This is a genomic window from Citrobacter sp. Cpo032 (genome assembly GCF_030332975.1).
Classification (GTDB): Bacteria; Pseudomonadota; Gammaproteobacteria; order Enterobacterales; family Enterobacteriaceae; genus Citrobacter; species Citrobacter portucalensis.
This window is the reverse complement of sequence record NZ_JAOWGU010000031.1, coordinates 67778-92400: the sequence shown is the minus strand read 5'-3', so window position 1 is coordinate 92400 and position 24623 is coordinate 67778. Positions and strand designations below refer to the sequence as shown.

At 51.5% G+C, this 24623-nt stretch carries 20 protein-coding genes; 9 read left to right on the top strand and 11 right to left on the bottom strand.

Translation table 11 applies throughout. The features are described 5' to 3' along the window. Nucleotides 1–12: 12 nt before the first annotated feature. On the top strand, nt 13–1365 hold the full coding sequence (gene gorA / locus OGY33_RS01125; RefSeq protein WP_048215352.1) for a glutathione-disulfide reductase: 1353 nt from the start codon (nt 13–15) through the stop codon (nt 1363–1365). A 15-nt stretch (nt 1366–1380) separates the two neighbouring features. On the opposite strand, the gene OGY33_RS01120 is transcribed toward gorA, so the two are convergent. Continuing rightward, nucleotides 1381–1809, bottom strand: a complete 429-nt coding sequence (locus tag OGY33_RS01120) for a hypothetical protein (RefSeq protein WP_032945301.1) — start codon at nt 1807–1809, stop codon at nt 1381–1383. Between the two features lie 191 nt (nt 1810–2000). Here OGY33_RS01120 and OGY33_RS01115 point away from each other — a divergent pair, with 191 nt between their 5' ends. Beyond that, nucleotides 2001–2723: a hypothetical protein gene (locus OGY33_RS01115; RefSeq protein WP_048215350.1), complete on the top strand. Its 723-nt coding sequence runs from the start codon at nt 2001–2003 to the stop codon at nt 2721–2723. A gap of 110 nt (nt 2724–2833) precedes the next feature. Here OGY33_RS01115 and OGY33_RS01110 read toward each other — a convergent pair whose 3' ends face one another. Continuing rightward, the gene (locus OGY33_RS01110) at nt 2834–4228 is read right to left on the bottom strand and encodes a cytochrome-c peroxidase (RefSeq protein ID WP_003837773.1); all 1395 of its coding nucleotides are present in this window, start codon (nt 4226–4228) and stop codon (nt 2834–2836) included. A gap of 427 nt (nt 4229–4655) precedes the next feature. Between OGY33_RS01110 and OGY33_RS01105 the strand changes: the two genes are divergently transcribed. Beyond that, nucleotides 4656–6305, top strand: coding sequence for an alpha,alpha-trehalase (locus OGY33_RS01105; RefSeq protein ID WP_003827453.1), 1650 nt, complete (start codon nt 4656–4658; stop codon nt 6303–6305). Between the two features lie 27 nt (nt 6306–6332). Here OGY33_RS01105 and OGY33_RS01100 read toward each other — a convergent pair whose 3' ends face one another. Beyond that, nucleotides 6333–7922: an STY4199 family HEPN domain-containing protein gene (locus OGY33_RS01100; RefSeq protein ID WP_032945303.1), complete on the bottom strand. Its 1590-nt coding sequence runs from the start codon at nt 7920–7922 to the stop codon at nt 6333–6335. 167 nt (nt 7923–8089) lie between these two features. Between OGY33_RS01100 and OGY33_RS01095 the strand changes: the two genes are divergently transcribed. Both OGY33_RS01095 and OGY33_RS01090 read left to right on the top strand, forming a co-directional pair. Next, nucleotides 8090–8629 carry a GNAT family N-acetyltransferase gene (locus OGY33_RS01095; RefSeq protein ID WP_048215348.1) on the top strand — a complete coding sequence of 180 codons (540 nt, stop codon included), beginning with the start codon at nt 8090–8092 and terminating at the stop codon, nt 8627–8629. A gap of 86 nt (nt 8630–8715) precedes the next feature. Then, nucleotides 8716–9066 carry a glycoside hydrolase family protein gene (locus OGY33_RS01090; RefSeq protein ID WP_048215347.1) on the top strand — a complete coding sequence of 117 codons (351 nt, stop codon included), beginning with the start codon at nt 8716–8718 and terminating at the stop codon, nt 9064–9066. Between the two features lie 15 nt (nt 9067–9081). Here the strand turns inward: OGY33_RS01090 and OGY33_RS01085 are convergent, their stop codons facing one another. Then, complete coding sequence (locus OGY33_RS01085) at nt 9082–9687, bottom strand: helix-turn-helix transcriptional regulator (protein ID WP_003827446.1); 606 nt, start codon at nt 9685–9687, stop codon at nt 9082–9084. A gap of 370 nt (nt 9688–10057) precedes the next feature. Further along, on the bottom strand, nt 10058–10816 hold the full coding sequence (locus OGY33_RS01080) for an SDR family NAD(P)-dependent oxidoreductase (RefSeq protein WP_048215346.1): 759 nt from the start codon (nt 10814–10816) through the stop codon (nt 10058–10060). Between the two features lie 119 nt (nt 10817–10935). On the opposite strand from OGY33_RS01080, the gene OGY33_RS01075 reads away from it, so the two are divergent. The 3 genes from OGY33_RS01075 to OGY33_RS01065 all read left to right on the top strand — a co-directional run bounded on the left by OGY33_RS01075 (nt 10936) and on the right by OGY33_RS01065 (nt 14565). Beyond that, entirely contained in the window at nt 10936–11835 is a 900-nt protein-coding gene (locus tag OGY33_RS01075) for a LysR family transcriptional regulator (protein WP_079934322.1), read from the top strand. Between the two features lie 71 nt (nt 11836–11906). Further along, entirely contained in the window at nt 11907–12908 is a 1002-nt protein-coding gene (gene yhjD / locus OGY33_RS01070; protein ID WP_048215344.1) for an inner membrane protein YhjD, read from the top strand. A 334-nt stretch (nt 12909–13242) separates the two neighbouring features. Continuing rightward, entirely contained in the window at nt 13243–14565 is a 1323-nt protein-coding gene (locus OGY33_RS01065; RefSeq protein ID WP_003023312.1) for an MFS transporter, read from the top strand. Nucleotides 14566–14648: 83 nt separating this feature from the next. Here the strand turns inward: OGY33_RS01065 and OGY33_RS01060 are convergent, their stop codons facing one another. Both OGY33_RS01060 and pdeH read right to left on the bottom strand, forming a co-directional pair. After that, nucleotides 14649–16709 carry an AsmA family protein gene (locus OGY33_RS01060; protein ID WP_191238034.1) on the bottom strand — a complete coding sequence of 687 codons (2061 nt, stop codon included), beginning with the start codon at nt 16707–16709 and terminating at the stop codon, nt 14649–14651. Between the two features lie 78 nt (nt 16710–16787). Continuing rightward, a complete protein-coding gene (gene pdeH, locus OGY33_RS01055) occupies nt 16788–17555 on the bottom strand; it encodes a cyclic-guanylate-specific phosphodiesterase (RefSeq protein WP_191238033.1) in 768 nt (255 codons plus the stop codon). A gap of 230 nt (nt 17556–17785) precedes the next feature. On the opposite strand from pdeH, the gene kdgK reads away from it, so the two are divergent. Beyond that, nucleotides 17786–18715, top strand: coding sequence for a 2-dehydro-3-deoxygluconokinase (gene kdgK / locus OGY33_RS01050; protein ID WP_103014703.1), 930 nt, complete (start codon nt 17786–17788; stop codon nt 18713–18715). A gap of 99 nt (nt 18716–18814) precedes the next feature. Here the strand turns inward: kdgK and OGY33_RS01045 are convergent, their stop codons facing one another. From OGY33_RS01045 to OGY33_RS01030, 4 genes are all read right to left on the bottom strand, one after another. After that, the gene (locus tag OGY33_RS01045) at nt 18815–20308 is read right to left on the bottom strand and encodes a M16 family metallopeptidase (protein ID WP_048227288.1); all 1494 of its coding nucleotides are present in this window, start codon (nt 20306–20308) and stop codon (nt 18815–18817) included. Nucleotides 20309–20529: 221 nt separating this feature from the next. Beyond that, complete coding sequence (gene dctA, locus OGY33_RS01040; RefSeq protein WP_008786411.1) at nt 20530–21816, bottom strand: C4-dicarboxylate transporter DctC; 1287 nt, start codon at nt 21814–21816, stop codon at nt 20530–20532. A gap of 157 nt (nt 21817–21973) precedes the next feature. Then, a complete protein-coding gene (gene hmsP / locus OGY33_RS01035; RefSeq protein WP_191238032.1) occupies nt 21974–23980 on the bottom strand; it encodes a biofilm formation regulator HmsP in 2007 nt (668 codons plus the stop codon). A 226-nt stretch (nt 23981–24206) separates the two neighbouring features. Continuing rightward, nucleotides 24207–24314: a type I toxin-antitoxin system toxin Ldr family protein gene (locus tag OGY33_RS01030; RefSeq protein WP_003827426.1), complete on the bottom strand. Its 108-nt coding sequence runs from the start codon at nt 24312–24314 to the stop codon at nt 24207–24209. Between the last annotated feature and the right edge of the window lie 309 nt (nt 24315–24623).

Genomic DNA, 24623 nt, shown 5'->3' with positions numbered 1-24623 from the left:
AAAGGAAAAGCCATGACCAGGCATTACGATTACATCGCTATTGGCGGCGGCAGCGGCGGTATTGCCTCCATTAACCGTGCAGCAATGTACGGTCAAAAATGCGCACTGATTGAAGCCAAAGAGTTAGGCGGCACCTGCGTTAACGTTGGCTGCGTACCGAAGAAAGTGATGTGGCATGCCGCACAGGTCCGCGAAGCGATCCATATGTACGGGCCGGATTACGGTTTCGACACCACCATCAATAAGTTCGACTGGGATAAACTGATTGCCAGCCGTACCGCTTATATCGATCGCATTCATACCTCGTACGACAACGTGCTGGGCAAAAATAATGTCGATGTGATTAAAGGTTTTGCGCGCTTCGTTGATGCCAAAACCATTGAAGTGAACGGTGAAACCATTACTGCCGATCATATTTTGATCGCCACCGGCGGGCGCCCGAGCCATCCGAACATTCCAGGCGTGGAATACGGTATCGACTCCGATGGTTTCTTTGAGCTGCCAGCGTTACCAAAACGTGTAGCCGTTGTTGGCGCAGGCTACATCGCCGTTGAACTGGCAGGCGTAATTAACGGCCTGGGTGCCCAAACGCACCTGTTCGTACGTAAACACGCGCCGCTGCGTAGCTTTGATCCGATGATTGTCGAGACGCTGGTTGAGGTGATGAACACCGAAGGCCCGACCCTGCATACTCATGCGATTCCGCAAGCGGTCATTAAAAACGCCGACGGCAGTCTGACTCTGCAACTGGAAGATGGCCGTAGCGAAACGGTGGATTGCCTGATTTGGGCGATCGGTCGTGAACCAGCCACCGATAACTTTAACCTGGCCGTTACTGGCGTGAAAACCAACGAAAAAGGCTACATCGTCGTTGATAAATTCCAAAACACCAGCGTACCGGGGATTTATGCCGTTGGCGATAACACCGGTGCCGTTGAGCTGACGCCGGTTGCCGTTGCCGCGGGCCGTCGTCTGTCCGAGCGTCTGTTTAACAACAAGCCGGACGAGCATCTGGACTACAACAACATCCCGACCGTGGTCTTCAGCCACCCGCCGATTGGCACCGTGGGCTTGACCGAGCAGCAGGCTCGCGAACAGCACGGCGATGACCAGGTGAAAGTGTATAAATCCTCGTTTACCGCGATGTACACTGCCGTGACTTCACACCGCCAGCCGTGCCGCATGAAACTGGTTTGCGTCGGTCCGGAGGAGAAAATTGTCGGTATTCACGGCATTGGTTTTGGCATGGACGAAATGCTGCAAGGCTTCGCGGTCGCGCTGAAAATGGGCGCAACCAAGAAAGACTTTGATAACACCGTTGCGATTCACCCAACAGCGGCAGAAGAGTTCGTTACCATGCGTTAATCTGAATGACCGGTGTCAGGAAATGAGCAATTCCCCGACACCGGTACACTCTTCAAAAACAAACATCCTCCGATGCACATTCAGCAGACGCATTCCCGCCACATTGCAACGTCGTAGAACCACAGGCTGTACGATCACGCAGTATGAAAACCAAACATTCCGCATGACACAATCTTCGAAAATAAGATTTTCAAGATAACAACGATTCAGAGTTAAATTTGCGAAAAGAATATTATTAAAACTACTATTAATTAAATTACTGCGAAAGAATATCGCTTTTACAGGCTGACTCTGAATATGCTGATCTATGAATTGCTGGTGTTCTTGCAAGCCATTCACAGCAAATTGCGTGGATTTATCTCCTTGATGTTGCAAAGTATTCTTCTCACGAGTATTTTGCAAACACAAAGGGGTAATCCCCTGACGCTTAGCGTTAAGGTTCATAAAGATTCCAATAATTGTGACGTTATCCGGACAGATAACAAATAAGAGGGACCTTTAAATGACCTGTTTAGCTACCTGGAAACAAGACCGTTTTTATCCAGTTATTTGCAGAGTTGCGTAACGATATAAAAGTTCAAAAACACAGTTATTACACAAACAAAAAAGAATAATTTCACTTAGGTGTATATTTCATGCCAAAAAGTAAAAGCAGTAATTGTATCCTGGTCATTGAATCCCCTTGGAAACTGGATGACCATGATTCCAATCGTTCTTCGGTCGTTCCATTTATTCAAGGAATCGCCAGACTCCAGGGCGACACTGAGGTCTATTTTCTAAATTTCTACAATAAGAAGAGTTTCGAAATTGCCCTTGAGTGCCTGTGTATGCAGGTTTTTCGCAATACAATTGTTTACGTCGCAGCGCATGGTAGCGAATCACACATTGGCGGCATTTTGCTGAAAGATATTCTAAAAGCAGTCAGTGAAAAAGCCGCAGACAATAACATCAGTGGGTTGATGCTGGGATCGTGTTTTGCAGGAACCAAAACTCAGCTGTTGAAAGAGTACACTCAGGGAAGTGGTTTGCGCTGGTGTGCAGGTTACTCTTCATCATGCGACTGGTTGACCGGAACAATGATTGACAGCGCTATCATCAGTAACGCCCTCAGCATTAAGAAGTCACATTACGCGAGTCGCGAGAAAATGGTTCAGGCTTTCGCTTGTGCAGTTGCGCCTTTTGCGCCCGGTGCCGTCATCGGCCAGAACAAAAAAGACAACAGCGTTCCCCTTTATCAATCGTTGAAGATTGTTATTCAACCTGAAGGTCAGGGGTACCATGCTCTCGTTTCCTCTGAAGAAATATTTGCGCAAGCACAAGCAAACTATGTGCAGGAAGAAGAGGAATACATTGCTTAACTCATCACCCGATATCGACGTGCTGTTGTAACCGAGCAGGCATGTTATACCGGTTCATGGAGAAAAATCATCCAGCCTGCAAAACGCGTCAGGCTGGATAACGCCAGAGGTTATTTACCCTGCATATATGGCGTATACACGCCGTTTAAGCTTTCGAGGAACGCCACGATATCGTCGATATCTTCCTGCGGCAGTTCTTTACCCACCTGATAACGCAGCATCAGTTTTACCGCGCCATCGAGCGTAGGCACATCACCGCGATGGAAATAAGGTGCGGTCAGCGCAACATTACGCAAGCCCGGGACTTTTTGACGCAGCTTGTCACGTAATTCATTAGTGACGTTCATGCGGCCAATATCTGCGGCAGTGACCTCACCGAAATTAAAGTCCTTTTTCAAACCCAATGGCTCAAATGAGCGCCCGCCTAAAATAATACCGCCATGACAGGTCGCACACTTATTATCTTTAAACAATTGATAGCCATGTTTCTGCTGAGCAGTTAACGCCGCTTCATCGCCGCGTAGCCATTTATCAAACGGCGAATTTGGCGTAATTAGCGTTTTCTCAAACTCAGCAATCGCATCGGTAATATTATCCCCGCTGAATCCCTGCGGATAAACCGCGATAAACTCTTGCTTCAATTGCGGATCTTTATCCAGTTTCTGGATAATTTCATCCCAGGATTTAGACGCCATTTCGATAGGGTTCAACGGCGGGCCGCCTGCCTGCGCCTGCAATGTTGGCGCACGACCATCCCAGAATTGTTCAACGTTGAAGACCGAGTTAAACACCGTCGGCGCATTAATCGGGCCAACGGCGCCGCCTACGCCGATCGACGTTTTCCGGCCATCCACGCCGCCTGCATTCAGGGCGTGGCAATGCGCGCAAGAAATCGTGCTGTCGCCTGAAATACGCGGGTCGTGGTAAAGCGTAAAGCCAAGCGCTACTTTGCGGGCATCGGTCGGGATACTTTCTGGTATCGGTTGTACTGGTTCATTACGATGCTGCGCGGCGGTATCGTTACTGGCGTAATACTGCTCACGCTGTTTCGCAATCCAGCCCAGGATCTCGGCTCGCTCCGTATCGCTGACCTTCCCGGCCCAGTGCAGCGCGGTATATCGCGTTGGCGGCATGGTGTCGTACTGCATCACCCATTCAATTTTATTCAGGTCGCTTTGCGAAACGGGTTTATCTGCGACCAGCGCCGCACGAACGGCTTCAAGATTGAATGATTTGTATCCCAGTTGAATGTCGTAATTCATCAACTGCTTAGCGACAGGAAAAGAAGAATAGAAAGGTAATTCAGCTGAAGGCGTGTGACAATAATCGCATCCTTTTTCGCGTAAAAATCCTAATACCTTATTATTTTCTTCCAGCGTAGAGGCCTGAACATCAGCCTGTTTGCTACGTTGATTATCGTGATACCACACATAACCGGATAATCCAAAATAACAAATCACGACGCCAGCTATGGCAATCGCGGTAAGACGGGTAATGATTTTCATTATTTTACCCTCACCGTTGTGAGTTATTGTGACCCAGAAAAATTAGAATAATTAATGCACAGTCTTTGTCAGACCTGACCATCATAGGAAATAAGGGGATTACTATTTTGATAAGTATCAAGCAATTACATGGAGGAGAACTATCAATAGAATAGCCTGCGCCTATTATAGAGATAAGACGTTACCTTTCTCTGTTCACACCTCGTTGCAATCGAATGCTCTGAAAATGGAATATATTCAGATTATGCAGAACTTTGAATTATCCATTATTTTCATTGGGATAGTCTGATTCTTTAAATTTTGCTCAGCATTAAAACGTGATCAACCGCACGCTTTACTCACCCGACACCGAAGCGAGTGTCTACGCTTAACTGACGACCGGGCAATAGCCTTAATCTTTCAACGTCCATCGGAGGTCTTTCTCATTATGCTCAACCAGAAACTACCCCACGCCCCTTCTGAAGAAATGACGATCGACATCGATCTGCTTTATGAAATGGATCCGTGCGAGTTAAAGCTGGATGAAATGATTGAGGCGGAGCCTGAGCCGGAGATGATTGAAGGGCTTCCCGCTTCAGATGCGTTAACTCCTGCCGATCGTTATCTCGAACTGTTCGAACACGTCCAGTCATCCAAACTGTTTGCGGATAGTAAAACCTTCCCAGATTGTGCGCCCAAAATGGACCCGCTCGATATTTTAATTCGCTATCGCAAGGTTAAACGCCATCGGGACTTCGATCTGCGACGCTTCGTCGAGAACCATTTCTGGCTCCCGGAAACGCCCTCCAGCGAATACGTTTCTGACCCGGAAAGTTCGCTGAAAGAACATATTGATCAACTGTGGCCGGTGCTGACGCGCGAGCCGCAGGATCACATTCCCTGGTCCTCGCTGCTGGCGTTACCGCAGTCATACATTGTGCCAGGCGGGCGTTTTAGCGAAACCTACTACTGGGATTCCTACTTTACCATGCTGGGTCTGGCAGAGAGCGGCCGCGAAGATCTGCTGAAATGTATGGCAGATAACTTTGCCTGGATGATTGAAAACTATGGTCACATCCCGAACGGCAACCGTACTTACTATCTGAGCCGCTCACAGCCACCCGTTTTTGCCCTGATGGTGGAGCTGTTTGAAGAAGATGGCGTACGCGGCGCGCGTCGTTACCTTGATCATCTAAAAATGGAGTACGCGTTCTGGATGGATGGCGCCGATTCCCTGGTACTCAACCAGGCCTACCGCCACGTGATCAGAATGTCGGACGGCTCTCTACTTAACCGCTATTGGGACGATCGTGATACGCCGCGCGATGAGTCATGGCTTGAAGACGTCGAGACCGCCAAGCATTCGGGTCGCCCGCCCAATGAAGTGTATCGGGATTTACGCGCGGGCGCGGCTTCTGGCTGGGATTATTCATCGCGCTGGCTGCGCGACGCAGGCCGCCTTGCCAGCATACGCACCACGCAGTTCATCCCAATTGACCTGAACGCATTCCTCTACAAGCTGGAAAGCACTATCGCCAATATTTCCGCGCTGAAAGGTGACAAAGAAACGGAAGCGCTGTTTCGCCAGAAAGCCAGCGATCGTCGTGATGCGGTAAACCGCTATCTCTGGGACGATGAAAACGGCTGCTATCGCGATTACGACTGGCGGCGCGAACAAATGGCCCTGTTCTCTGCCGCCAGTATTGTGCCGCTGTATGTCGGTATGGCAACGCATGAACAAGCCGATCGGCTTGCTAACGCGGTTCGCAGTCGCCTGCTCACGCCCGGTGGCATTTTAGCCACAGAGCATGAAACCGGGGAACAATGGGATAAACCCAACGGCTGGGCGCCGCTGCAGTGGATGGCGATCCAGGGCTTCAAACTGTACGGTGACGACCATCTCGGGGATGAAATTGCCCGTAACTGGTTGAAAACGGTGAATCTCTTTTATCAGGAACACCACAAACTTATCGAAAAATACCACATAGCCGACGCCGCGCCGCGCGAAGGCGGCGGTGGGGAATATCCGTTGCAGGACGGCTTTGGCTGGACCAATGGCGTGGTGCGCCGACTCATCGGTTTGTATGGCGAACCCTAGCAGCTGACGGTCTGAGTCATCAGGCTTTTAGTTAATCGCATCGTACAGCTCGGCGTGAATTTTCTGCCATTTCTTGTTCTCAGGGCTTGGCTGGGCGCGAACACGCAGCTCGGCCTGCTCAAGATCATATTGCTGACGCGCAACGACCGCAGGCACGGAACAAAAACTTTGCAGATAACTTTTATGCAGCGAAGTGAGCGATGCCCCATTCGACATCGCATGGCTGAGCGTAGTCATAAACTGTCGGCATGGTTTGCTTTCATCCATCTGCGAAGGGTAACGCAGCAGCAGTCTCAACACCTCTGTATTGCCCGCCGAAAACGCCTGCTCCGTCCACGCCAGCTTCCAGTCCATCCCGCCCTGTAGGAACAGTGACGTCACGCGGGTGTCATTGCGATCGATAGCCGCCCGCATGTTAAAGGCATCCCAGGTGATGCCCATTCGGGTCACCGCCTCCCGTGCGCTAGGGGCATCACGTCGCGGTTCCTCCTGCACAATTTCAACGGATTGTCCGGAAGACGCCTGTGGCGCTGGCGAAGTGAATAACCAGAACGCACCCAGCGAAATCGCCAGCACCATCACGCCGACCGCTACCCACAACATACCGGAAATCAGCTGTTCACGTTCTTCCGCAGTGCGCTTGGCCCGCTTTTCCGGCGGATCAATACTGTCTGCGATTTCATGCTTATCGCCTCCCGCTTGCTCGTCTTTTTGCTTTGCTGTTTCCCAAAACTGGCGGACCATGGCCTCATCAGATTCCAGATACGACGCAGGATTAATGCGCGTACGCCGTTCTTCAAATGCCCGTTGCACAGGATGAGTTATCTGTCGGTACTGGTAGTCCAGCAACATCAGTTGTACCGACGTCAGCGGCTGCTGCGCGATAACGCAGTTACGAGCCAGGCGGCAATCATCCAAAAACATGCGTAGCGTGATACGCGGCTCAACAAATGACATGAGCACTGAGGTATCGTTAAAAATCTGCGTAAAGTGGCGAACGAATAATTTCTTATCGACGACCATCAGCGCCAGCTCGCTAAACATCATACCGTCCAGCGCATCTCGTCCTTCGCCCAACTTTAGCCAGCGACGCAGACGTTCACCACCAAAGTGCTGTTTCAGAAAGCTGTTGAGAGGATGTTGATCCGGCCATACCCGTGCAATCAGAGATTTGAGGGTTAATTCTATTGCGCGAAGTTGACGCTGCGCCCGCATCTGAGCATCCGGCTCCACAGGTGCAATTTCGGTTTGATACTTCAGGATGGGCTGTTGCTGGCGTAATTGTTCCAGAGAAGCCACAAAGCGCAGCGCTGAAATCAGCTGGTTTTCACTGACGTCCTGGCCATTTTCATATTGGGGTACACTCTGTTGAAGATGACGTAGCCGCAGAGTGAACTGGCTCAATTGCGCATCATTCATCTGCAACCGTCTGGCGACAGCCCCCCAGCCGCCCAGATTCAGTCGTGCCTGATCCAGTTGCTCGAGAAACCACCGTGGGTCTTTGCCTTCTGCGGCATGTACGCCTAGCAGCAGTAATATTTCTACCGACGCCTGGCGGATAATCCCCAGACAATGTTCAAAGGGTGTACATGTCGCTTGTAACGCGCTATTGGTCATCATCTTCCCTAAAAGGACCCAAAACATGCGGCCTCACAATGGTATGTAATTATCTTTTTTAAACGCAACGTTGTGCCGATGTAGACTAGAACACATTCATATAGCAAATAAATAAGTTTTACAGTGACTTCCGCACAATCATTGAAAATTATTCTGGAGATAAGCCTGTGCCTGTACTGCAAACATCACGTCTGCTCTGCCGCCCACTGACAGAAAATGACTGGACGTTCTTCTTAACGCTACAGCAGAACCCAGATGTGATGCGTTTTGTCGCTGACGCACGTACTGAAGAGGAAATACGGACAGCCTTCGACTCCCGCCTGCCTGAATGGTTTCCCGGCAGCCCGCACTGGCTATGTCTGCTCCTGTGCGATAAGACATCGGGAGCACCGCTTGGCGTGACCGGATACATTCAGGAGAGCAATGAATGTGCCGAGGTTGGCTTTCTGCTCGCCCCAGAGGCGCAGGGTAAAGGGTATGGCGCTGAATCTCTGCATGCCGTGTGTGAATACGCATTTGCCAGCGGCGGTCTGCGGCGACTGACCGCCTGTGTCACCGCAGGAAACGAAGCCTCACGGCGTCTGTTGGAAAAGGTCGGGTTCATTCATGAAGGCACGCTACGCGCAAGCTACTGGCTACATCATACCTGGCACGATGACTGGATTTTTGGTCTGTTAAAACAGGAATATCAGCCGCCCACGGCATAGGTCGTTTTGCGGTAAATACTGGCTGTCAGGCAACTAGCGTAACGGCGTGTTTTTTTTAGAATAGGTCTCTTTGCACAGAGACTATTATGCCGCTGCGTTCGACGCATTTCACGCCCGCTTGTATTGCATTTATTAAGCAATGGCAGGGCCTGTCGCTGGAAAAGTATCAGGACAAAAAAGGCATCTGGGTCATTGGCTACGGACACGAAATCACCGCCAATGAATCCTTTGATACCCCAATTACGGTGATGCAGGCAGAAACATTGCTGCTCGCAGATATGAGGATCTGCGAGGCATTCATCCATAAGGAAATGACGCAAATAAAAGACAGGTTTCAGCTGGAAGCATTAATTACGTGGATATTCAGTGTGGGAATTACCCAATTTTGCGCTAAAAATATCTGGCCGGTGTTTATTTCACAGCCAGAAATATTCTGACTGTGAAATATGTTCCTAGTAAATGGTGTTGTTTAACATCATTGCCGCCTGCGTACGGTTTTTTACCTCCAGGCGCTGGTACAACGATTCAAGATGGGCTTTTACCGTTCCGGTACTGATATTTAACAGTCGACCAATTTGTTTATTAGATTCTCCGGCGGCCAGCATGGTCAAAATCTCCCGCTGACGCGCGCTGAGCAATCTGATATTTTGCCCACCGCTTTCGGTAGCGGTTATGCAGTCTCTGGGGATAAACATCATACCCATCGCGACGCTATTGAGGGCCAGCGTAAAGGTTTCCGCGTCAGAATCGCGCGGAACAATGGCCAGCACGTTCAGTTTAGTGACCTCTTGCAGCCATTTTTTACGGCAGTCCGTTGCGGTCACCAGCACCTTCACCATCGCAAAGCGCTCTGCTATCTGTTGCAGCAAGCTACAGCAGAACTCAGCATCAAGGTCGCCATCCAATATAACTAATGCCTCGGGTTTATCTTCCAGCGTCAGCCAAAGTTCATCTGCCTGACTGACACCCTGAACATCCACTCCTGGAATACGTTGCTGCAAACTTACATTCATTCCATGAATAAATATTGACTGCCTGTCAAACATTACTACCTGCATTATTTATCTCCATCCGAATAGGATATTAGCCTTAACATGCGGAAGGGTATTACCCATAGGGTAAAATAAGAAGTCACCATTTGGCGGGGGCCATTTTACCGATAGATGGGGAAGAAAGAAGCAGAAGTTATGAATAGTTACAGCTCAACCCGAAGGATCATACAAAGGAACAAAAACAGGTTCGAAAACTAGGGAAAGTCTTAATATTCGACGCTCATGATAAGACAATGAATATTAATTAATATGATTTTATATTTTTAGCTAAAAATAAGATATCTACGACAATGGATAAATCTGTTACAAAATACAATCTAGCATTAAGTGCTTATTCAACGCATGCCGTGACATGTTGAATAAGCACCTTATGGGTTTACAAGAACATTCCGCCAGATACCTCGATACGCTGTGCCGTCATCCAGGCCAGTTCATCGCTAAGCAGCGCAGCAATTGCATCGCCGATATCATCCGGCAAACCAACGCGTCCCAGCGCCGTTTGCGATGCAATGTACGCATTCAATTGCGCATTATCCCGCACATTTCCGCCGCTAAAATCCGTTTCTATTGCGCCTGGCGCAATAATATTCGCCGTTATGCCGCGCTCTCCCAGCTCTTTTGCCTGATAACGGGTTAACACTTCCATCGCACCTTTCATGGCTGCGTATGCGCTGTAACCCGGTAGCGCAAAGCGGGCAAGCCCGGTCGAGACATTGAGGATGCGACCACCTTTATTCATCAGCGGTAGCAAGCTCTGCGTCAGGAAAAAGGGGCCCTTAAAATGGATGTTCAAAAGTTGGTCAAATTGCGCTTCAGTAAATGCCGGATACGGTGCGTTAATGCCGATCCCGGCATTGTTTAATAAATAATCAAATGCGTTACTTTGCCACTGCGTTTGTAACGTTCCCTGCACCTGTTGAACAAACTGAGGGAATGTAGAAATATCACCGACATTCAACGGTAATGCCGCCGCTTTACCGCCAGATTGGCGTATTTCATCCACAACCTGCTGCGCTTCTTTTTCATTGCTGTTCCACGTCAGGATAATACCGATTCCTTTACTCGCCAGCTTCAGCGCCGCGTTCTTACCGAGTCCACGGCCGCCGCCAGTCACCAATGCGATACGTTGCGTCATAAGAAACCTCATTTCAGGTGTTGTGAAGATTGAGACAAAGCTTATTAGGTGATAGAAGAACAATAAATACTGCTAACTGCGTATTACTGTTTCATTTAGAACAACAATAGGGCATGAGAATGGATAAAATTCACGCAATGCAGTTGTTCATCCGCGTCGCAGAACTGGAGAGCTTTTCGCGCGCGGCAGACACCCTCGGACTTCCTAAAGGTAGCGTATCGCGCCAGATCCAGGCTCTGGAAAATCATCTGGGCACGCAATTGTTGCACCGCACAACACGCCGCGTTCAGCTCACGCAAGACGGCATGATCTATTACGAACGCGCGAAAGATCTGTTGAGTAATCTGGATGAGCTGGATGGACTGTTCCATCACGATCCGTCCAGCATCAGCGGCAAGCTGCGCGTTGATATGCCGGTCGGTGTAGCAAGAAACCTGGTGATGCCCCGCTTACCGAGCTTTTTGCATCAGTATCCGGGCCTGGAACTCGAACTCAGCAGCAGCGACCGCCTGGTGGATTTGATCCGCGAAGGTTTCGACTGTGTGGTACGCGTAGGTACGCTGAAAGATTCAGGGCTGATTGCGCGCCCGCTGGGGAAACTCACGCAGATTAACTGCGCCAGCCCGCAATACCTCGCCCGCTTTGGTTATCCGGAAAATCTGGAGGATCTTGCCTCGCATGCAGTGGTGCATTACTCGGTCAATTTGGGAACGCGTGCGCAAGGTTTCGAAGTGGCGACAGAAAACGGCACGCAATGGGTTAAAACCGGCGGCATGCTAACGGTAAACAGTACCGAAACCTATCACGCAGCATGCCTTGCCGGTCTGGGCATTATTCAGGTGCCGCGCGTTGGCGTGCGTGATGCCCTGCGCGCCGGTACGCTGGTCGAAGTGTTGCCGCAATATCGCGCCGAGCCAATGCCAGTCTCTTTGCTTTATCCGCATCGGCGCAACCTCTCCCGCCGGATACATCTGTTTATGGAATGGCTGACTGGCGTGATGAAAGACTATGTGGATTAGTCCATTTTTCAGGATGCGCCCCTGAGCAGGCTATAATGTCATGAGTGAACAAAATAAGGACAACCGATCGGATGACGCAGGAACAAGACGCAAAACACCCTACGCCAGAACATAAATCAGCCTCCGCCGCGCCGGAGAAAAACGCTAAAGCGAACCAGGCGCTGAAAACCGCGCTGACCTTCGCTGATAAAATTCAACGCCAGCCCATCATCGCCCATCTTATTCGTGCCGCAGAGCGGTTTAACGATCGTATGGGAAATCAGTTTGGCGCCGCCATTACCTACTTCTCGTTTCTGTCGATGATCCCAATCCTGATGGTGTCGTTTGCCGCCGCGGGTTTTATTCTCGCTTCGCACCCTACGCTGTTGCAGGATATCTTCAGCAAGATTCTGCTGAACGTCAGCGATCCGACGCTCGCCTCTACGCTTAAAAACACCATCAATACCGCCGTTCAGCAGCGTACGACCGTAGGTTTGGTTGGGCTGGGTATCGCGCTCTATTCCGGCATTAACTGGATGGGGAACCTGCGCGAAGCGATTCGTGCCCAGTCGCGGGATGTTTGGGAACGTACGCCGCAGGATCAGGAAAAAATTTGGGTCAAATATCTGCGTGATTTTGTTTCCTTGATTGGCTTACTGGTTGCGCTGATTGTTACTCTGTCCATTACCTCTATCGCCGGTTCCGCCCAGCAGATGATTATCTCTGCGCTGTATCTCGACGGTATCGAATGGCTGAAGCCCGCCTGGCGACTGATCGGCCTGACCATCTCTATTTTCGCCAACTACCTGCTGTTCTTCTGGATTTTTTGGCGGCTACCGCGTCACCGACCGCGTAAGAAAGCGCTCATACGCGGTACCTTTATCGCGGCGCTGGGGTTTGAAGTCATCAAAATGATCATGACGTATACGCTGCCATCACTGGTGCAGTCGCCGTCGGGCGCGGCATTTGGTTCCGTGCTTGGACTGATGGCGTTCTTCTACTTCTTCGCTCGTCTGACCCTGTTTTGCGCAGCCTGGATTGCCACGGCGGAATACAAAGACGACCCGCGTATGCCGGGGAAAACACACCGCTAATCTTTGTTAACTGGCCGGATGGGGCTGCGCTGATCTGGCCTACGGGAGAGTTTTGTAGGCCGGATAAGCGTAGCGCCATCCGGCAATTATAATGCCGCCCGCTCTCACTGATTTAGTGAATAAATCCAACCCGTAACTTTTATTTAACCAAAAACCAGTTTTATCATCCAAGTTTTAAATTGTGTGAAGCATTTCATGGAAGTGAAATCTCAAGCCTAAAAATTATCCCCTTTTTGCTCTGTTTTTGACCAATCTCAAAGTTTGTTACAGATTGAAATGTCTCTTTTGCTGTGCGTAATATGACCTTTCGTTCGGCCAAAAATAAGAAAATATTATGCAAGCAACAGCCACAACACTCGACAACGAACAGGAACACACCCCGGTCAACTCGCGCAATAAAGTTGTCGTCGCCTCGCTCATTGGCACCGCCATTGAGTTCTTCGACTTCTATATTTACGCCACCGCCGCGGTGATCGTGTTCCCGCATATCTTCTTCCCGCAGGGGGATCCGACCGCGGCTACGCTACAGTCCCTCGCCACTTTTGCTATCGCCTTTGTGGCCCGACCAATCGGTTCCGCGGTGTTCGGACATTTCGGCGATCGCGTCGGCCGTAAAGTCACGCTGGTTGCTTCACTGCTTACCATGGGGATCTCAACAGTCGTCATTGGCCTGCTGCCGGGCTATGAAACTATCGGCATTTTCGCCCCACTGCTGCTGGCGCTGGCGCGTTTTGGTCAGGGTTTAGGTCTGGGCGGTGAATGGGGCGGCGCAGCGTTGCTGGCGACGGAAAACGCGCCACCGCGCAAACGCGCGCTGTACGGATCATTTCCGCAGTTGGGCGCGCCTATCGGTTTCTTCTTCGCCAACGGTACCTTTCTGCTGCTCTCCTGGCTGCTGACCGACGAACAGTTCATGAGCTGGGGCTGGCGCGTACCGTTCATCTTCTCCGCGGTGCTGGTGATTATCGGTCTGTACGTCCGCGTTTCGTTGCATGAATCCCCGGTCTTCGCCAAAGTAGCCGCGGCGAAAAAACAGGTGAAAATCCCGCTGGGTACTCTACTGACAAAACATGTTCGCGTGACGATCCTCGGCACGTTCATCATGCTGGCGACCTATACGTTGTTCTATATCATGACCGTCTATTCGATGACGTTCAGTACCGCCGCAGCGCCCGTAGGGCTTGGCCTGCCGCGTAATGAAGTGTTGTGGATGCTGATGATGGCGGTTATTGGTTTTGGCGTCATGGTACCGGTGGCGGGCCTGCTGGCCGATGCGTTTGGTCGCCGCAAGAGCATGCTTATCATCACCACGCTGATCATTCTGTTTGCGCTGTTTGCCTTTAAACCGCTGCTCGGCTCTGGCAATCCGGTGCTGGTGTTCGCCTTCCTGTTGCTGGGCTTAAGCCTGATGGGTCTGACATTTGGCCCGATGGGCGCACTGCTGCCGGAGCTGTTCCCGACCGAAGTGCGCTACACGGGGGCGTCGTTCTCGTACAACGTTTCGTCGATTCTCGGCGCATCGGTTGCCCCATACATCGCTGCATGGTTGCAGGCGAATTATGGTCTGGCGGCTGTTGGTACGTATCTGGCATCGATGGCGGCATTGACGCTGATTGCACTGCTGTTGACCCACGAAACCCGCCATCAGTCGTTGTAATTCTTTTGCCGGATGCGGCATAACCACCTTATCCGGCCTGGGTTGAGCATGAAATCCAGGCCGGATAAACATCCGGCCAGACATCACTTCTTCATCTGCGACAGGATCGTCCGGCACTGATTCGCGTCACCCTCTGACGGCGAAATCAGCGCCAACAAGGCTGCCGCGGGAGTAACTAACGTGGCTAATGCGGCAGCAACCGCACCGCGCGCAATCAGCGGTCCGGCCTTCACGCCAGCCTGCGGATTCTTAAATGTGCCGCGAACATACAGCGGCGAACGCAGAGTAATAATACGAATCCCTTTGCTCTCCGGATCGATGGTTAAATCCAGTTGCTCCGACGCAAAGCTCGCCGTACCAGTGACATTAATGACTGCGTTTTCCGTGTCGAAAGCAAAAATCTGCGGACGCGCCACGCCGTTAACAATATCCAGATTCGCCGCCGCGCAGTTCACCCGCACTTCGTCATCACCAAATATCTGCCCGACAAGATAGTTCCCCAGATTCAAGCCCACAATTTCCATCAGATTCCGGCTGATCAAGCCGTCATTCATCAGCAGTTTCAGGTTGCCATTGCTGTTACCCAGCAGCGCCGCTACCGAGTTTCCACTTCCGCTAAACCGAGCGTCCCCGTTCATTTCACCGAGCGTTTTCTGCATCAGTTCCACATCGGGCATCAGCGCTTTTAGCTTCAGCCGCCGCGCCTGAATATCCGCCTGTCCCCGCATCGGCTTTTTATCCCCTTCCAGATGGATGCTGGAGACAATGCTGCCTCCCGCAAGACCAAATTTCAGCGGTTGCAGGCGCAGGTCGGCATTTTTCAGGATGATATTAGTGGAGAGATCGCTGATCGGCAGACTACTGCCATGCTCAATACGCCGTCCTTTGAAACGCACGTCAGCGTCCATCACGTTCCATTTATCGGTTTCAAAACGGTCATACGGCAAGACCTTGTCCGCAGGCTGAACGCTCTTCTCACCTTTGCGTTGTTCAGATTGTTTTGCCCGTTCCGCCCCTTTGCCTGAATCCACCCCGATCAGCGGCCCCAAATCGGCCAACCTCAACTGGCGTGATTCCACATCACCCTTCAGCATGGGTCGCGGCTTACCGGTGGTGTAGGCCAGCGTTCCGTGAATATCGCTGTCGCCAATACGACCATTGAAATCGCGATAATCAAAAACAGAGGATTTTTCCGGGTCAATTTTCGCCACCAGACGTCCGTCGGTTTCAAACGGCGGCGTATCCGGGAGCAGTACGCCGGTCAAATCGTACAAATCCCCTAGCGAATCTCCCGAGAATTTAAGCCGCAGATCCGCCCCGCCCATATTCATCGGATCGTTTATCGTGCCGATAAACGCTACGCGCGTATTGCCCGAACGGAAATCAGCCTGAATCGGGAAAGGCGTATCTTCGCCACGCAGCGCCAGCATTCCGCCTATTTTTCCGCTACCGCTTAGCGGTTCGCCGTTATATCGCCCTTGCGCTTTCAGCCCAAACACGTAGTCCTCGACGCGGGCGTTGCTCTCTTTACCTTTTGCGCCGGTCACTTCGCTAAAGGGTAACGGTTTACCCAGCGGATCGACCAGGATCTCAATCTCCGACTTCGTCACCTTATCGTTAATGGCGATACGTCCCTGGTCGAACAGAATGTTATCCAGCCGGAAAGACCATGCGGATGGCGGCGCATCAGGATCGCGGTTTTCGTCCCCAGCTAAGTTAAAGGTCCAGTTATTGTTTTTCTCCGACAGGCGGATCAGCCGCGCATCGGGTTTGACCAGCTTGACCCACGGGAGCCAGACGGTTTTTGTCAGCAGCGCCAGCGGGGCGAGTGTAGCTTCAACGCGCGGGAGATGCACCATGGTGACGTCGGGAATGTCCGGCGGGTTGCCGAGGATGATATCTTCAGCATGAACATGCGGCCACGGAACCCAGCTACGCCAGCCAGTTTCCTGCTTCTGGCGTTCCCAAACCACGCCCAGGTCACCCCGTATAGCAAAGGGCCGGTTGAGTTCTGTAGAGACTTTCTGGTTGATGGTCGGTTTGAGCCGGTTCCAGTCAAATGTCGCAATCACAATGATGAGTACGACGATCAACAACAAGAAAACCCCTATTACTGAAGTGGTTATTTTACCTGTTCTCGTCATGTCTAACCTCCTTACTTCCTTCCTTGCCTGTCCTAAAGATAGTCCAGCAGGATGAAAAGGAGGTGCACTACGCCCTCATCAAAGCGACAGGATCACCTCTTCAAGCGTATCCAGAGGCACTGGACGAGAGAGAAAATAGCCTTGCGCAGCGAAAGCCGGTGAGTTTTGCACATCGCGCCACTCTTCCAGCGTTTCAACGCCTTCGACAATGACACCGCGGCAATAGCGGTTCATGAGCTGCAATAGTAGTGTGAAGAGATTACGTCCCTCCGGCGTCTTGCGCAGCATGACGAACAGATCCCGCGCCACTTTGATATAGTCATAACTCACTTCACTAAGCGCCGAGAAGTTCGCCATTCCGGTACCAAAGTCATCCAGCCAGAGCGGGCCGAACTCGCACATTGAGGCGAACGACGACCCCTTCGGCAAGCGGATATGTTCCACCAGCTCAAAACGCAGCCACGGCAGGCCTTCAATGATTTTCAGGATTTCGGGATCCTGACGCATCGCAATGAGTGTTGGTCCATCGACATTCACTGAAGCCAGCAGGTTGTTGGCTCTGAAAAAGCCCCCTTTCAGCTCAAGCTGCAGAAGTTGCTCTTTCACTACATCAACACGATGCCGTACAGCCACTTCAGCAAAATAGCGGTCTGGTGCAATACGTTGGGAAGGGTTATCAGGATGGCTCACGACGGTCAGCAGTTCAACGGCCATCAGCCGTCCGTTGGTCTGGTAAATTGGCTGGTAGGTGTAAGCACGCTTGCACTGCAGCCAATAGCGTCTTTCCAGCAAGCTTTCAATACTCGCATCGGGCGTAATGAGCTGCTGGGTAACCTGCTTTGTCATCTGAGATGTCCTGTAAATAAGAGTGTGACTGACCGGACTCGTCAAAGGTTATCGGCGCTCAGACGAAGAACTTTACGTTCAGCTGTGCGCAAAAATAAAAACTAAGCGGCAAAAACAACGCAGAACACGTGCTGGCTCAAAAAAATAATGGAACGATGTTTTAATATAGTTGACCACTTAACACCCACAGCGCACACTAACGCTAATTTTTTTCAGAGCAGGTTACGACTATGTCCAGAAAGATTGCCGTGATTGGCGAATGCATGATTGAGCTGTCACAGAAAGGCGCTGACGTTCAGCGCGGATTCGGTGGCGACACGTTGAATACATCCGTTTATATCGCCCGTCAGGTCGATGCGGCGGCACTTTCCGTACACTATGTGACTGCACTGGGTACCGACAGTTTTAGCCAACAAATGCTGGAGTCCTGGCAGGGTGAAAACGTAGATACCTCATTAATCCAACGCATGGAAAACCGCCTGCCGGGTCTCTACTACATTGAGACCGACAGCACTGGCGAGCGCACCTTCTATTACTGGCGTAATGAAGCCGCCGCAAAATTCTGGCTGGAGAGCGATCAGTCTGCCGCGATTTGCGAAGAGCTGGCGACATTTGACTACTTATATCTGAGCGGAATCAGCCTGGCAATTTTAAGCCCGGCAAGCCGTGACAAGCTGCTGTCATTGCTACGTGAATGCCGTGCCAACGGCGGAAAGGTCATTTTTGACAATAACTACCGCCCACGTCTGTGGAGCAGCAAAGAAGAAACCCAGCAGGTGTATCAGCAGATGCTGGAATGCACCAATATCGCATTCCTGACGCTGGACGATGAAGACGCACTGTGGGGTGAAAAACCCGTTGCCGAGGTGATTGCCCGTACTCACGCTGCTGGCGTTCAGGAAGTGGTTGTGAAGCGTGGCGCAGACTCTTGCCTGGTTTCAATTGCAGGCGAAGAACTGATCGACGTTCCTGCAGTTAAACTACCGAAAGAGAAAGTGATCGATACCACTGCGGCCGGAGACTCCTTCAGCGCCGGGTATCTGGCGGTCCGTCTGACCGGTGGCGATGCTGCCGAAGCCGCAAAACGAGGCCACCTGACGGCAAGCACCGTCATTCAGCATCGTGGGGCGATTATCCCCCGCGACGCCATGCCGCAATAATTTATTGTTCCTGTAGGCCGGATAAGGCGTTAACGCCGCATCCGGCACTGGGTAAGCCGGGAGCGCTTCACTTGCCCGGCTTACAGGTTACGATACCCTTTACTGTACAGGCGGGATATCCGTCACTTCAGGGTGTGATTCATCCGTTTCAACAGACGTTGCCGCTGCGGTAACGGGCGCCATAATGCTATCCCACGTCGCCTGCAGATCCTTCATATTGAATTCAGGTTCACCCTTCGGCTGCAGCAGAATTAACGCCATATCTTGCGACAGCTGCTGACGCAGGTCCTGATTCAGCATCTCAACGCTCAGGCTGTTGAGGAAGCTCTGGCGTAAACGCTGGTACTGTTCAGGCGCAATATCCACCACCTGATTTTGCAGCGAGCGCAAACGCTGGCTGATCAAAATATCGGTATCGGTACGACCATAGGTGGCAAACAGCTTCTGCAGTTCCAGATTCTTTTGCGCTACCAGCGCATTGAACTCTTCTTCCGGCAGTCCCTTATCACGCACTTTCGCCAGCTCACGCGCAACCGTACCCAGATTGGCGTTCAGCTTATCGTTCGGCGACTCAACGTTAATCGCGCACTGCGCGCGCAGGAACAGCACCCGGCAGTCAAATCCGAGGCCAATGTCTTTGGCATTGTTTTTGGTTAGCTCTTGCTGAATGTGCCAGAACAGCGCCTCACGGGCTAAATCAGCGCGCCAGTAACGTAACAGCGCGGCAGATTCACGGATCGGCTGCCACGGCGTATCCCACATAATAGACAGGCGATCCTGGCGTACCGCATCGGTCATAATACTTACGGCTTCTGCTCGCAGCGGAGAGAGCGTAGGAACCGGTGCAGGCGTTTCGCGTTTTCCTTTTAACTCGCCAAAGGTTTTATTGATTTGCTCAGCTACGCTGCGTGCATCAACGTTACCGACGATGATCAGCGTCATCGCGTCCGGGGTATACCATTTCTGGTAGAAAGACTGAATTTTCGACGCGTCTACCGGCGTTTTCAGCGGATCGGCAGGATCGTGCCCCAGTAGGGTCGATCCCTTCAGACGGTAACGCCACCACCCTTCTTTGGTATCTGACGGCCAGGTTGCAACCATGTCTTCGCTACTCAGCGCATGATTGACCGTTTCAGAGGTGATGCTCAGTTTACCGGAGATATTTGCCAGATAAGAAAGTGACTCTTTCAGTAGGTCGTTACGGCTGTTAGGCAGACTGAGGTTATACAGCGTGGAATCGTAGGAAACGATAACCGGCGGCATGGGACGTTTGGGATCGAACCCCTGCTGCCACAGTGAACGGGCTTGCGTGGCATCGAGGCCACCGCTTTGCGTCAGCGCGATACGCGGGATCGCATGGCTGAAACCACTCTGTTGCGCACTTTCGGTGAGTGAACCGGTATTGACCAGCAGGCGAACCTCAATACGGTCGCTCGGACGCTGGGGAGTGGCTAACACTTGCCACTGTAAACCATTTGCCAGCGTGCCCTGTTGCCACGCTGGATCAGGCTGGAGCGCATCTGCCTGCACATAGCCGGCAGTGGCCATCATCAGCAAGCCGCCCGCTAAAAGTCGAATTTTTGTGCCCTGCATGTGAACCCCTGATCAACTATCCTGGAAATAAAAAGACAGCCCTCGAAAGGACTCTCTGAATATGACGTTAAAAACACTTCGTGTTAGACCGCGAGAACATAAAAATGTCACGGAAGAAGTGAAAAAATCCCGAGCCGCCGAATCGACGGTTTCAGGCACAGGGGGTAATTATGCGCAAACGCCCGCAGTCCTGGAAGGGACTACGGGCATAAGTGACGAGATTAAGAGGATAAATCGTGCGTTTTGCCATCCGGCGCACGATTATTCAGTGTGTCATCCAGCTTTTTGGTATCCAATTCTTTCACCCATTTAGCCACAACGACAGTTGCAACACCGTTACCAATCAGGTTGGTCAGCGCACGGGCTTCAGACATGAAGCGGTCAATACCAAGAATCAGTGCCAGGCCTGCAACCGGTAAATGCCCCACCGCAGAGATAGTCGCGGCCAGAACAATGAAGCCACTCCCGGTCACACCCGCTGCACCTTTTGAGGAGAGCAGGAGCACCACCAACAGGGTTATCTGATGGAAGATATCCATGTGGCTGTTGGTCGCCTGAGCGATAAACACCGCCGCCATCGTCAGATAGATTGATGTCCCATCAAGGTTAAACGAGTAGCCCGTGGGTATAACCAATCCGACAACCGACTTCCGACAGCCCAGTTTTTCCATCTTATCGAGCATACGCGGCAGCGCAGACTCGGAAGAAGAAGTACCCAGAACGATCAGCAGCTCTTCACGGATATAGCGGATGAATTTAAAGATACTGAAGCCGGTTGCGCGCGCAATTGAACCCAGCACCAGCACCACAAACAGAATACAGGTGATGTAGAAGCAGATGATTAGCTGACCCAGTTGCACCAGCGTTCCGACGCCATATTTACCGATGGTAAAGGCCATAGCACCGAAAGCACCGATAGGCGCCAGGCGCATGATCATATTGATGATGCCGAAAATAACCTGCGAGAAACTTTCAATCACGTTGAAAATCATCTGGCCCTTGCTGCCCAGACGATGCAGCGCAAAACCAAACATTACTGCAAACAGCAATACCTGCAGGATGTTACCGCTGGCAAACGCGCCAATGACGCTCGCCGGGATAATATCCATCAGGAAACCTACGATTCCCTGGTCTTTTGCCTGTTCGGCGTAAATCGCAACCGCTTTGGCATCCAGCGTCGCCGGATCGACGTTCATCCCGGCACCGGGTTGCACCACGTTAACAATGATAAGACCGATGATCAGCGCAATCGTACTGACCACTTCAAAATAAAGCAGTGCAACCGCACCGGTGCGGCCTACAGCTTTCATACTTTCCATGCCTGCAATGCCGGTAACGACAGTACAGAAGATGACAGGTGCGATGACCATCTTGATGAGCTTAACGAAGGCATCACCAAGCGGTTTCATTTGGGCGCCTAATTCAGGGTAGTAATGGCCAAGGAGAATACCAATGGCAATCGCTGTCAGGACCTGAAAGTAAAGGCTTTTGAATATAGAGGTTTTCATAGGGTGTCCTTAAAGTAAAAACCACAGGTCTTGTAAGGTTTTGTTTAACCTGCGGCCTTAAAGTAACACCCACACAACTTGACAGAAATGTACCTGGATCATAATTGATACAAAAATGTTAAAAATTTTGAGCTGGCTCGCACAAGCGAGACCTTTTTTAACTTTTGTAATCAGCGCTTTCCGGCGCCAGATAACGTTCTTCGAAGATATTTGCCGGAACCGGTCGGGCAAACAGGAACCCTTGTGCCACTTCCACCCCGGCATGTGATAGCCATTCACGCTGCGCTTCGGTTTCGACACCTTCGGCGATCATCTGCAAATTAAGGCTGTGGGCCAACTGAATGATGGCGGAGATCATGCTGCAATCCTCAGGTACCCCATCGACAAACATCTTATCGATTTTGAGGACATCCACCGGTAGCGACTTCATGTGCTGCAGCTGTCGCAGGCCTGCATACCCCATGCCAAAGTCATCCAGTGCGATACGTACTCCCGCATTACGCAATGGGCGCAAAATGGCCACCGCGGCGTGGGGATCATCGATATGTCGGCTTTCAGTCACTTCCAGGATCAACGTACCAGGCTTGATGCGATAGCGGTTTAACAACTCCAGCAGGTCCGAGACCATACTCGGGTGCATCAGCTGTAGTGCGGACAAATTCACCGACAGCGGCAGCATCAGACCCCGTTCCTGCCACGCTGACAGCTGGCGGCACGTCTCTTCCAGCACCCAGTAACCAACCGTCACCATCAGGCCGCAGGACTCAATCCTGTCGATTAACCCTTCGGGCAACTCCCAGCTTCCGTCCGGCTGCTGCATCCGCAATAATGCTTCTGCACTCAATACCTTACCGCTGGACATTTCCACCTGCGGCTGCATCCAAAGCGCGAACTGCTGGTTATCCAGCGCGCTGAGAATATCGTTCTCTTCCGTCAAACGCTGCTGCGCCTCTTCCATCTGTAACGGATCAAAGAACTGAATTTGATTTTTACCCTTATGGCGCGAGGTTAATACGGCCGATAGGGCGCGGCGGTAAAGCTGTTCTGCGGTCAAATCACCATAGAACATTGCTACCCCAATGTTGCAGGTAGGACGCAGTTGAATACCCTGAATAGGTAATCGCTCGTTAACGATAGTGAGTACTTGCTGACCTAAAGTAATAGCGTGCCAGGGTTCTTTTACGCCATGGGCGATGATGGCGAAGTCATAGCCACTCACCTGGGAAAGCACCATCCTGGGGGCTAATACCGACTTGAGTTTTTCGACCAGCGTAAGCAGCAGGATTTCCCGCTGAGTTTCGGTTAACACACCCGCGGTGTCACGTAGGGTTTCGCAGGTGACAATCATCAGCGCCGTCGTCTGCTGGCGGGTAACAACCTGCTCCAGCAGCCCCATTAAAAACGACTTATTGGGCAGTTCGGAAACCGGGAAACGCATTGCAAAGTCGCTTTGCTCTTCGCTATGTCGCTGAATCAACTGCTGATTAAGATTGTAGCTACGCACCAGCATACCAATCTCATCATCCTGATGTAGACGCGGCAATGCCAGTTGATAACCAATCAGATCCTGCTGTTGGATGTCGTTCAGCTCACGGGCAATTTTACGTAAGGGGTGCACAATCAAGCGGTTAATGCACCAGGAGATGGCGACGGTCAGTATTAACGACAAAAGTAAGTAAATGGTCACTAACGTCGAGAGCGTACTCATCACGAATTTGTACATGCGGTACGAATCCGCCTGCAGTACCAGATACGCCAGCGGTTGCGGGTTAGCTGAACGCTCAAGAGAATAGATCGGCAGCGAAATTTGTACCGGAAGCTCAAACAGGCGAGTCACCGTAACAGGAACGGGGCGTTCAGGGATAAAGCTCATCCGCAACGCCTGAAACTGATTGGGCAGCACCACATCGGCGCGACGGACTACACCCGCTGGCCGAATACTTTTTAAAATGGCTTCCGCTTCGGGAATATCCCCTTTCAGGATAGTGTCCGACAGAGGCTCACGGACGGAGCGAGCGATACTTTCCAGTTGCGTAGCCGTGTTATAGCGGTTTTGCTGGACCAGATGGAACAACAAAACGGTGCAAAAAATAAAAACGAACACCATAACAACGGCCGCAACCATTGCCATCTGCTTAATTGTTAACGAGCGACTGACACGCAAACTGACTCTCCACGGATAGACGAAACTGCCGTCAGAGTATACCCGATCGTAGCGGTATTAAGAGAGGCGGTATCTGAAAACTTCCCAGCGTGCATTATCGCGACAGGATAGGCACCTGGCGACGAGATTTATCTGCATTTAAGCCGAAAAAGGCCGCAAGGTCGCCCCCTGCGGCCTGGTTCGGGCGCATGTTGCCATCACGGCAGGCAGACGCCTACAAAGCGCATTACTTTCTGTTACGCAGCCAGCTCACAATCAGGCTGGCAATGGTGCCAGCGATGATTGGAGCCGCTAAATCGTGCCAGAAGGCCACGCCTAACTGTGCGAGCGTCATATAGCCGCCTGTGTTGCAATGGCAACTGTTCACGGCTATCCTTGAGTTGTTCAGGTTCAAGTCAGCCCCCGTTTTGTTGCCAGGTTTATACCGAACAACGTGCGGGGGTTTTCTCTTTCCAGCAACCGATGCCGCCGGGGATCAAGCCCCCGCAACATTGCGCCTCACCGGGAATTCCCGGCTTGCCGCTGATTCTACGGCAGCCCACTTGCCATATCACTGCGCAATATTGCGCTCTGCGTAGCGCCTCGCAATTCACCCATTTTCTCACCAGCACGCTGGAAAGATTCTTTCCAGTTGGCAACATTT

Coding starts and splice junctions, on each gene's coding strand:
- gorA (WP_048215352.1), top strand. CDS start 13: ATGACCAGGCATTACGATTACATCGCTATTGGCGGCGGCAGCGGCGGT.
- OGY33_RS01080 (WP_048215346.1), bottom strand. CDS start 10,816: ATGACGCAACGTATCGCATTGGTGACTGGCGGCGGCCGTGGACTCGGT.
- OGY33_RS01030 (WP_003827426.1), bottom strand. CDS start 24,314: ATGACGCTCGCACAGTTAGGCGTGGCCTTCTGGCACGATTTAGCGGCT.
- OGY33_RS01115 (WP_048215350.1), top strand. CDS start 2,001: ATGCCAAAAAGTAAAAGCAGTAATTGTATCCTGGTCATTGAATCCCCT.
- OGY33_RS01090 (WP_048215347.1), top strand. CDS start 8,716: ATGCCGCTGCGTTCGACGCATTTCACGCCCGCTTGTATTGCATTTATT.
- OGY33_RS01085 (WP_003827446.1), bottom strand. CDS start 9,687: ATGCAGGTAGTAATGTTTGACAGGCAGTCAATATTTATTCATGGAATG.
- OGY33_RS01120 (WP_032945301.1), bottom strand. CDS start 1,809: ATGAACCTTAACGCTAAGCGTCAGGGGATTACCCCTTTGTGTTTGCAA.
- OGY33_RS01105 (WP_003827453.1), top strand. CDS start 4,656: ATGCTCAACCAGAAACTACCCCACGCCCCTTCTGAAGAAATGACGATC.
- OGY33_RS01065 (WP_003023312.1), top strand. CDS start 13,243: ATGCAAGCAACAGCCACAACACTCGACAACGAACAGGAACACACCCCG.
- OGY33_RS01045 (WP_048227288.1), bottom strand. CDS start 20,308: ATGCAGGGCACAAAAATTCGACTTTTAGCGGGCGGCTTGCTGATGATG.
- yhjD (WP_048215344.1), top strand. CDS start 11,907: ATGACGCAGGAACAAGACGCAAAACACCCTACGCCAGAACATAAATCA.
- OGY33_RS01075 (WP_079934322.1), top strand. CDS start 10,936: ATGGATAAAATTCACGCAATGCAGTTGTTCATCCGCGTCGCAGAACTG.
- OGY33_RS01110 (WP_003837773.1), bottom strand. CDS start 4,228: ATGAAAATCATTACCCGTCTTACCGCGATTGCCATAGCTGGCGTCGTG.
- OGY33_RS01100 (WP_032945303.1), bottom strand. CDS start 7,922: ATGACCAATAGCGCGTTACAAGCGACATGTACACCCTTTGAACATTGT.
- dctA (WP_008786411.1), bottom strand. CDS start 21,816: ATGAAAACCTCTATATTCAAAAGCCTTTACTTTCAGGTCCTGACAGCG.
- OGY33_RS01060 (WP_191238034.1), bottom strand. CDS start 16,709: ATGACGAGAACAGGTAAAATAACCACTTCAGTAATAGGGGTTTTCTTG.
- kdgK (WP_103014703.1), top strand. CDS start 17,786: ATGTCCAGAAAGATTGCCGTGATTGGCGAATGCATGATTGAGCTGTCA.
- pdeH (WP_191238033.1), bottom strand. CDS start 17,555: ATGACAAAGCAGGTTACCCAGCAGCTCATTACGCCCGATGCGAGTATT.